The sequence below is a fragment of the Streptococcus sp. HMSC068F04 genome (genome assembly GCF_001837455.1).
GTDB classification, from domain to species: domain Bacteria; phylum Bacillota; class Bacilli; order Lactobacillales; family Streptococcaceae; genus Streptococcus; species Streptococcus salivarius_D.
This window is the reverse complement of record NZ_KV832532.1, coordinates 1-5185: the sequence shown is the minus strand read 5'-3', so window position 1 is coordinate 5185 and position 5185 is coordinate 1. Positions and strand designations below refer to the sequence as shown.

Here is a 5185-nt window from a genome sequence, read left to right as displayed (position 1 = left end):
AAACGGACTTAAAGTCACAAAATAAAAAAAGAAACCGAATAGCTTTCGATTTCTTAGCATTTACTGACTAAACAATCAAGCTCCGGCTTCTTTCCAGTTTACCTTGGCATCTTTTAAAATACCAGCCAGTGTTTTCTTTTCAAGCTCTTTTTCCATTGCCATTTGAACATCTTCTAGGCTTTGGTCCAAGATTCCATGAATATTTCGTCCTACTGGACAGGCTGGGTTAGGATTGTCATGGAAACTAAAGAGTTGACCACTTGGGCCGATGCTATCCACAGCACGATAAACCTGAAGAAGGTTGATTTCTTCTGGTTTCTTGAGCAAGCTAGCTCCACCTGTTCCCCTTTGAACTGAAATTAAGTCTGCTTTCTTTAGTTGCGACAAGGTTTTGCGGATAATAACAGGGTTAACTCCCACACTACCAGCCATAAAGTCACTGGTTAACTTAGTTTCATTTCCCTTATTTTGTGCTATAAGAGTCAAAATATGAACGGCAATGGTAAAGCGACTTGGAATTTGCATATTTGGGACCTCTCATTCTTCTTTGCTATTTTACTTGATTATAACAAAAAGAAAGTTGTAAAACAAGGAGTTACAACAACTTGAGGAGTCAATCTTATCACTAAAAAAGATAGAGCCATTATAGACTCTATCTGATTGTATTTGATGATAAACAACTAGAACTGATAAATGATATTATCGTCACTTACTGAGGCTCTAGTTGGGTCTTTTGTTTCTTACGGACACCCTGCCCCTCAATATGCTGTTTGACCAGATCCACAACTTCATCATTGGTTGGCAAGTCCGAGTGCTGAGCATCTTCACCTGTAACCGTAATTTCAGTATAGCTCTTTGCTTGGTTTTGATAGATATATTTTCCAGCGGACACACTGGCATCAGGCACCAACTCGTCCGAATCATAAGTGATAGTCCCTGCTACCGAATAGACATGTAGGGTGGACGGAATATTCTTCTTACCGGCTATGAAATCTGCAAGCATGACTGATTTATTTTTGATATTGGTTTCAGTGAAATTATAGGGCGTCCCGATAGTCATGAGTGAGTTTATCTTGACATCATAGTCACTCAGATAATTTTCAATAAAGGCTGTATAAATCAGTCCACCATTGGAATGGGCCAGACCTTTAAAATTATTGAAATTGTATTTATTCTGCAAGGCTTCAAAGGCCTGATTCATCATCTTAGCCTGTTTCTTGATATTACTATAACCGTCTTTGTTATTTTCAAATCCGATAACAATGACTGGTTCGTTGTCCTTAGCCTTGATTTTGCCCTCAAATGTGATACGACCATTGTTCCAAACCTTGACCTTGAGGAGGCTATGCTTAACCCCATGACGGTCTTGATTGAGCTTACGTACCAAGCCATCAAAGCGATTTTCTGTAGCGGAACTCCCTGGAATCATGATAATAGGAGACAATTTTGAATTATAGAAGGTCTCGATTTCCTTGACATTTTTCCTGGTCCAACTATAAGACGGAACCGCCAAACCAATGAGAAAGACCGCAACAAGGATAAAGGCCAACTTCGTTTTTTTACTGAACTTCATTGCTTTCTCCCTCCTCTTTCAAACCGTGTTGCACCTTATTAGACAGATGAACAAAGGGAATAAAGATAGCAACATCAACCGCAAAACAGAGCAGGCTAACAGCAAGTGCCCGCAGGCTACCACCAGTTCCAATAAAGGCGTAAAGAAGGCTCGGCGTACCATCTGGTACAGGGTAAACCGCCGCAGGCATGAGGCGAATAGCCAAAGCCACCGCAGCTATTCCCATATTGACCATGGGTGCTAGAAGAAAAGGAATCAGATAAACCAGATTTAGTAAGACTGGTATCCCTACCATCAAGGGAGCCCCATTATTAAAGAGGCTAGGGAAGACACTTAGAAGACTCACCTTCTTATCCTTAAAGCTGGTTGATTTTAAGAGTAGAGCCACTAAAAGAGCCAGACCTGATCCAATACCAGCCACCAAGCCGTAACTATGATAGAGGTTTGTTAGTGTATAAAGGTGGGGAAGCCCAGTCGTCGTATGGTGGGAGACGGCATAGGTCAGATTTTCCAAGGCAAAACTATCCTCAGTAATAGCATTGTGAGCAAAAGCCTGACTATTTCCAATCCAAGCAGAAAAAGTACTCAAAAGTCCCATCATAAAGGTTGAGAATAGATGATTATCAGTTACAGTAAAGGTAGAGGTAAACTGCCTAATCGTCTGAAAAACATTAGCTTGCTCTCCAATCACAAAGAGAATGTTAAGGCCAATAGCTAAAATGAGTGACAAAAAAATGGGACGGACGGTCTTTGGTTGATAAATATAGTCCTTGTCCACAATCTGGTCATCACTAGCTCTTGAAAAGCGAAAAATCTGGCCAACCAGATAACCCACGAAGATTGCCAGCATAATATTAACCGAAGCTGGTAAATTGATACGTGTCAAATCGCCATCATTTATTGGAGACATTAACAACTCTTGCGATCCTATCGTCAAGCTGACCAAAAGTGACGTCACACCAGCCGTTCCAGTACTTCTACCGTAGTGACCGGCCGTGTATTTTCCTGCAAAGTAGGTTGACAAGGGACCCGCTAAGCCACCAAGAAAGTTAGAAAGATTGCTGAGCACCTGACCAGTTATCCTAAAGGCTGGCAGCCAATCAGAAACTGAAAACAACTGGTTAATATAACCAAGCTCTGAAAAGACAGATAGCGAAATCACCCGAATAATTCCTGAAAAGAGGAAAAAGGGAAAGAGCGAAACCAAGGTTTTCTGCGTAATTTGGACAAAGCCTCGCTCACGAAACCAGAGAAACCTCTGGACCAAATAGTTTATCATAAAAGACTCCTAGTAAAAGGCAAAAATAAACTTTACATTCAATGTTTTCTTTCATTATAGCACAAAGAGAGGTGCCTTACCTTAATCGTGGGTTAAAGCACATTCCCAATCTTGCTACAAAACACTTAGCTATCTCTTAATACAAAACAAAAACCATAAGTCTCCACGTCTGAGACCTATGGTCGATTATTTATTAAGCAAAAGTTGTCACATCAGAGGCGTCCAGACGAACAGATTCAAAGCCTTCTTCATTGGCTTTCCCAAGAGCAATGAGCAAAACTGGCACATGACGGTCTTCATCAAGGCCAAATGCTTTGGCAAGGCCGTCTTTTTTATAGCCACCGATGGCGTTGGTATCATAGCCATATGAACGAGCAACCAACATCAATTGCATAGCAGCAAGGCTGGCATCGATGTGGACAATTTCATTCATCATTTCGCGAGGAGCATTTTCATACATTGGTACAATACTTGACAGTTGTTTTTCTTTGACCTCTACAGGCATTTTTCCTTGAGCAACAGCCTTACCGTAGATATCTTCAGCTCTTTCTTGGCTCTTCAAATCGGCAAAAATAAGGACCATGGCTGATGAAGTTTCATTTTGCACCCCATTGTAGCTGACAAAAGGTGTCAATTTTTCCTTGCCTTCTGCGCTATCAACGACAACAAAACGCCAGGGTTGCATGTTCACTGATGATGGTGCTGTAACAGTCTTGTCCAAGATTTCCAACAATTCTTCTCGTGGAATCTTGACAGAAGTATCAAAGTTACGAATGGAACGACGGTTATATACAATATCTGAAAAATCATTATTTATTACAGGCATCTTATGTCTCCTTTATTCAGGGTTAAAAAAATAAATATAATCAAGATTATAACATAAGAGATTTTTTATCAAAAATAATTGCTACATAAGTGCTTAAAGATTGGTTTCCTTGAGTCCTAGTCGTTTCACTTCAGATGAATAGTAAATCATGATGGTAATGAGGCTGAGTGTAATTAGCCAGATTGACTTAATATAAATGAAGTGCATTAGAAGAGCTGATACAACAGCACCAACCACAAAACTGCCTACGACAAAGCCATAATTGACCGCCTGGCGACGATATTCTTTCTGATCCTCGCTACCCTGAATAACATAATAAAGTGCCGTCAGCATTCTTCGATAATTTCCTGAAGTCATAAAAATCACAAAGGGGTGATTTTCAATCTGACTACCGGTAAAAGTCTTCATCATAACACCTGCAGAAAAAGCGATAATCGGAAGCTCTAATAAGGCATTTGGCGATAAGAATGGTAAAATGGCTGTCATCACACAAAGTGGAAGTAGACCATAAACACGCCAATAAGCATTCTTACGATGGTCTTTAAACCACATGCCAAAAAGAAAACCTAAGGTAAAGAAAAGAATGGAAAAGCATCGCAACATGTTATGGTACATGCTACTACTACGCCAGTCAGCAATTAACAGGAGAATATTCCCTGTCTGGGTAGCAACTAAACTATGGTAATACATATGACAAAAGACATCCAAAGCTCCCCCTGAAAAACTGAGCAAATTGGCCATCAGACGCGTATTCTGAGGAAGAAGGTTCCGAGATTCCATAGCATAACTTCCCTTCTAATAGTGATTGATAGGATAACATTATTATAGCAAATTCGGGAACAAACAGTAGAAAAAAACAACCCTCACGAGTTGCTTGCAATCCTATTTAAAATTAACGGAATCTGGGTCATCCTGAGTTTTGATGCTAATAGATATCACGTCTATGACCGACTTCGAGGGCAAGTATGATTAGTTCATTGTCCTGAATATTGACAATAACACGATAGGCACCAATACGATAGCGCCATTGTCCAGTTCGATTGGCAACTAAGGCCTTACCCTTGGCTCTTGGATTATCTGTGACACGATTGAGATAAGACTTAATTTGTTTCCTGACAAAAGGGTCCAACTTTTTAAAACTTTTGGCAAATTTTGGGGTTGGTACTATCTTATAGGTCATCCCAATTTAGCACCTCCCCACCGTTTTCAAGATAGTCTTCATATTCTGCTAATGCTAAATCGGCTACTCTAGCATCATATTCATCCTCAATGGCGTCTAAAGTCTTGGTACGAATTAATTCTGACAAGGATACGCCTTCAAATTTCGCAATTGCCTGCATGAATTTCTTATCTGCTTCTGAAACCTTCAATGTAATTGTTGTCATATCCTTAACCTCGTTCTCTTTTGTAACACCATTGTATTACCACTCCTCCTTTTTGTCAATTTTGATAATAGGTTCATACTTTTATTCGTAAAACAATCATAACCACCCGTCTAACGGGTGGT

The 5185-nt window shown here is 40.0% G+C and carries 7 protein-coding genes; all 7 read right to left on the bottom strand.

Translation table 11 applies throughout. The features are described from left to right. Nucleotides 1-75: 75 nt before the first annotated feature. On the bottom strand, nucleotides 76-525 hold the full coding sequence (locus HMPREF2571_RS09480; protein ID WP_013990362.1) for an Rrf2 family transcriptional regulator: 450 nt from the start codon (nucleotides 523-525) through the stop codon (nucleotides 76-78). Between the two features lie 184 nt (nucleotides 526-709). Continuing rightward, the gene (locus tag HMPREF2571_RS09475; protein ID WP_013990361.1) at nucleotides 710-1573 is read right to left on the bottom strand and encodes an alpha/beta hydrolase; all 864 of its coding nucleotides are present in this window, start codon (nucleotides 1571-1573) and stop codon (nucleotides 710-712) included. After that, a complete protein-coding gene (locus HMPREF2571_RS09470; RefSeq protein ID WP_013990360.1) occupies nucleotides 1560-2852 on the bottom strand; it encodes a PTS transporter subunit EIIC in 1293 nt (430 codons plus the stop codon). Before HMPREF2571_RS09470 ends, HMPREF2571_RS09475 begins: the two co-directional genes overlap by 14 nt. A 193-nt stretch (nucleotides 2853-3045) precedes the next feature. Next, nucleotides 3046-3678 carry a nitroreductase family protein gene (locus tag HMPREF2571_RS09465; RefSeq protein WP_013990359.1) on the bottom strand — a complete coding sequence of 211 codons (633 nt, stop codon included), beginning with the start codon at nucleotides 3676-3678 and terminating at the stop codon, nucleotides 3046-3048. A 93-nt stretch (nucleotides 3679-3771) separates the two neighbouring features. Further along, nucleotides 3772-4458, bottom strand: coding sequence for a YoaK family protein (locus HMPREF2571_RS09460; protein ID WP_013990358.1), 687 nt, complete (start codon nucleotides 4456-4458; stop codon nucleotides 3772-3774). 145 nt (nucleotides 4459-4603) lie between these two features. Beyond that, nucleotides 4604-4858 carry a type II toxin-antitoxin system RelE family toxin gene (locus HMPREF2571_RS09455; protein WP_013990357.1) on the bottom strand — a complete coding sequence of 85 codons (255 nt, stop codon included), beginning with the start codon at nucleotides 4856-4858 and terminating at the stop codon, nucleotides 4604-4606. Continuing rightward, nucleotides 4848-5063: a type II toxin-antitoxin system RelB family antitoxin gene (relB, locus tag HMPREF2571_RS09450; RefSeq protein WP_013990356.1), complete on the bottom strand. Its 216-nt coding sequence runs from the start codon at nucleotides 5061-5063 to the stop codon at nucleotides 4848-4850. The genes HMPREF2571_RS09455 and relB overlap by 11 nt, the downstream gene beginning before the upstream one ends. Nucleotides 5064-5185 lie beyond the last annotated feature (122 nt).

What these genes read in the sequence shown, in the direction of transcription:
- relB (WP_013990356.1), bottom strand. Translation starts at nt 5,063, where the DNA reads ATGACAACAATTACATTGAAGGTTTCAGAAGCAGATAAGAAATTCATG.
- HMPREF2571_RS09470 (WP_013990360.1), bottom strand. Translation starts at nt 2,852, where the DNA reads ATGATAAACTATTTGGTCCAGAGGTTTCTCTGGTTTCGTGAGCGAGGC.
- HMPREF2571_RS09465 (WP_013990359.1), bottom strand. Translation starts at nt 3,678, where the DNA reads ATGCCTGTAATAAATAATGATTTTTCAGATATTGTATATAACCGTCGT.
- HMPREF2571_RS09460 (WP_013990358.1), bottom strand. Translation starts at nt 4,458, where the DNA reads ATGGAATCTCGGAACCTTCTTCCTCAGAATACGCGTCTGATGGCCAAT.
- HMPREF2571_RS09475 (WP_013990361.1), bottom strand. Translation starts at nt 1,573, where the DNA reads ATGAAGTTCAGTAAAAAAACGAAGTTGGCCTTTATCCTTGTTGCGGTC.
- HMPREF2571_RS09480 (WP_013990362.1), bottom strand. Translation starts at nt 525, where the DNA reads ATGCAAATTCCAAGTCGCTTTACCATTGCCGTTCATATTTTGACTCTT.
- HMPREF2571_RS09455 (WP_013990357.1), bottom strand. Translation starts at nt 4,858, where the DNA reads ATGACCTATAAGATAGTACCAACCCCAAAATTTGCCAAAAGTTTTAAA.